We start from the raw sequence: 2,671 nt of genomic DNA, 5'->3' as shown, positions 1-2,671 counted from the left end.
CGCGACCGCCGACCGCTTCGACCTGTGAACCATCGGTTTGACTCTCCTTCGAGCAGGGCCCTCGTGGCGGGTGACACCGGATCACCCGAGGCGCTACCGAATGGTTGCCCTCGCCCGACGTGACCGGTCGAGCTGCCGCTTGTTGTCCCAGATACGGTGAGACCCATGCCAGCGTGGCTCGATGTGACCGCCGGTGTCTCCGGTGACATGGTGCTCGGCGCGCTGGTCGACGCGGGATGCGACCTCGCGGTGTTGCAGGCCCACGTGGACGCGGTGATCCCGGCGACGGTGCGCCTGACGAGCTGCGAGGTCCAGCGGGCCGGGACCCGGGCGACCAAGGTCGACGTGGCCGCCCTCGTTGCTGACCACCCCCACCGGTCGTGGTCCGAGATCCGGCACCGGCTCGAGAGCGCCGACCTGGACGACCGGGTCCGGGACACGTCGTTGCGCACCTTCGCGCGACTGGCGGCCGTCGAAGCGAGGGTGCACGACGTCGCCGTCGACGATGTGCACTTCCACGAGGTGGGTGCCTGGGACTCCATCGCGGACGTCGTGGGAGTCTGCGCGGGCCTCGCCCACCTCGATGTCACCGATCTCGTGGTCAGCTCCTTGGGGGTTGGGTCGGGCACGGTGGCGACCGCCCACGGAGTGCTCCCAGTCCCGGCACCGGCCGTCCTGGACATGCTCGACGGCCTGAGCGTCCACGCGGGTGGTCCTGGCGAGCTGGCTACGCCCACCGGCGTCGCGCTCCTGACCACGCACGCAACGGGACAGGGACCCCTACCCGCCATGACGGTCTCGGCGACGGGGGTCGGTGCTGGGTCACGAGACACCCCGGACCGACCGAACGTGGTCAGACTGGTGCTCGGTATGCCGGTGCAGCCTGTCCTCGGGGAGTCTGTCGGGGAGGGGGTCGATGACGGGACTCCGATGGCGCTCATCGAAGCCAACGTGGACGACCTCGACCCACGCGTCTGGCCCTCGGTCCTGGCATCCCTTGTGACCGCCGGCGCGGCCGACGCCTGGCTGCAGCCGATCCTGATGAAGAAGGGCCGGCCCGCGCATTCTCTCGCTGTGCTGTGCACGCCGGACCTCGCACCGACCCTGCGAAAGCAGGTGCTGGACCTGACGAGCACCATCGGTGTACGTCAGACCACCGTGCAGCGGTGGGCGTTGCACCGGGGATGGGTCGACGTCGTCGTGGACGGCGAGAACGTGGCCGTCAAGGTCGCCCACCAGGATGGCCGGATCGTCCACGCCACACCGGAGTTCGACGATGCCAGCACGGCGGCGGCCCGGCTCGAGCGTCCCGTCCGCGAGGTGCTGGAGGCGGCGAGTGCCGCCGCGGTGAGTGCTGGTGTGGCGCGCGGGGCGATCCTGCCCAGCCAGCTGCGCACGACCCACAGACCCTGAACCTCAGGCCCCGCTCTGGCTCCGTGGCGGAGCGGCGATCTGCGCCGCGAGATGACCCGCGCCATACCCGTTGTCGATGTTGACAACCCCCACCCCCGGCGCGCACGCGTTGAGCATCGACAGCAGCGGCGCGAGCCCGTCGAACGCGGCGCCGTACCCGACCGAGGTCGGCACCCCGACGACGGGCGCGCAGACGAGACCGGCGACGACACTCGCGAGGGCACCGTCCATCCCGGCCACCACGACGACGACATCGGCGGCTCGGATCAGGTCGATCCGGTCGAGGACGCGGTGCAGCCCAGCGACGCCCACGTCGACCACGAGCTCGGCGGACCGGCCCAGGTAGCGCGCCGTCAGCCAGGCCTCGCGGGCCACCGGCAGGTCGGACGTACCGGCACAGAGGACGACGACGTTGCCGCCACAGGGAGACGGGGGCTGTGACGGCCAGGCCACGAGCCGGGCCACCCCGTCGACCGCGGCGTCGGGGAACACGGTTCTCAGTGCGTGGACCTGCTCGGGAGCACAGCGCGTGAACAACAGCGGCCCGTTCTCGAGGCCATCGTCGTCGTCGTGCTCGCGGGCGCGGTCCCGCAGTGCCTCGGCGATCGCCCGCACCTGGGCGACCGACTTGCCCTCGCAGTAGACCGCTTCCGGGTATCCGCGTCGAGCCGTCCGGGCCACGTCCAGCTCGGCGACGCCCTCCACCCGCAGCGATGCCGCCGACTCAGTCATGTGGAACAGGAACTCGGGAAAGGGACACCAGAGGCAGGGTGAACGCCCCGGACTGGATGCCAGCCAGGTCGAGCGTCACAAACCTGAACCCGGCCGCTCGCACACCGAAAAGGAGGTCGGCGCGCATACCAGGTTGCAACGCCCTGACCAGGTCGCTTTCGAGCAGCTCGACCCGGGCGACCTCGCCGTGGTGTCGAACCCGGCAGTCGCGGAACCCCAAAGCGCGCACGGCGGTTTCGGCCGCCTCCACCTGCGCGAGCTTGGCCGGGTCGACGGACTCGAAGTGCGGGATGCGCGAGGCGAGGCACGGAGCCGCCGGCTTGTCGGCACACGGCAGGGCGAGCTGGGCGGCCAGCGAGCGGACGTCCGCCTTGGTCAGACCGAGGTCAGCCAGCGGCCGCAGCACCTCGTGCCGCGTTGCCGCGCGGCTCCCGGGACGGTCCGGACGGCGGGCGTCGTCCGCATTCTCGCCATAGGCCACCGCGTCGAGAGCGAACCGGAGCGTCACCTCGTCAGAGATTCGCGT

The 2,671-nt window shown here is 71.1% G+C and carries 2 protein-coding genes and 1 pseudogene; 1 reads left to right on the top strand and 2 read right to left on the bottom strand.

Annotated features, from left to right (window positions below):
• Positions 1-165: 165 nt before the first annotated feature.
• Positions 166-1,413, top strand: a complete 1,248-nt coding sequence (larC, locus tag ABI385_RS03445) for a nickel pincer cofactor biosynthesis protein LarC (protein WP_348102338.1) — start codon at positions 166-168, stop codon at positions 1,411-1,413.
• A gap of 3 nt (positions 1,414-1,416) precedes the next feature.
• On the opposite strand, the gene larB is transcribed toward larC, so the two are convergent.
• Positions 1,417-2,145: a nickel pincer cofactor biosynthesis protein LarB gene (larB, locus tag ABI385_RS03440; RefSeq protein WP_348102337.1), complete on the bottom strand. Its 729-nt coding sequence runs from the start codon at positions 2,143-2,145 to the stop codon at positions 1,417-1,419.
• Positions 2,138-2,671: pseudogene (locus ABI385_RS03435) on the bottom strand (ATP-binding protein); the annotation flags it as partial. The pseudogene ABI385_RS03435 and the gene larB, both read right to left, overlap by 8 nt.

Source organism: Lapillicoccus sp., assembly GCF_039935575.1.
Lineage (GTDB): Bacteria > Actinomycetota > Actinomycetes > Actinomycetales > Dermatophilaceae > Lapillicoccus.
The sequence above is the reverse complement of the archived record's forward strand: the minus strand, read 5'-3'. Positions and strand labels throughout refer to the sequence as shown.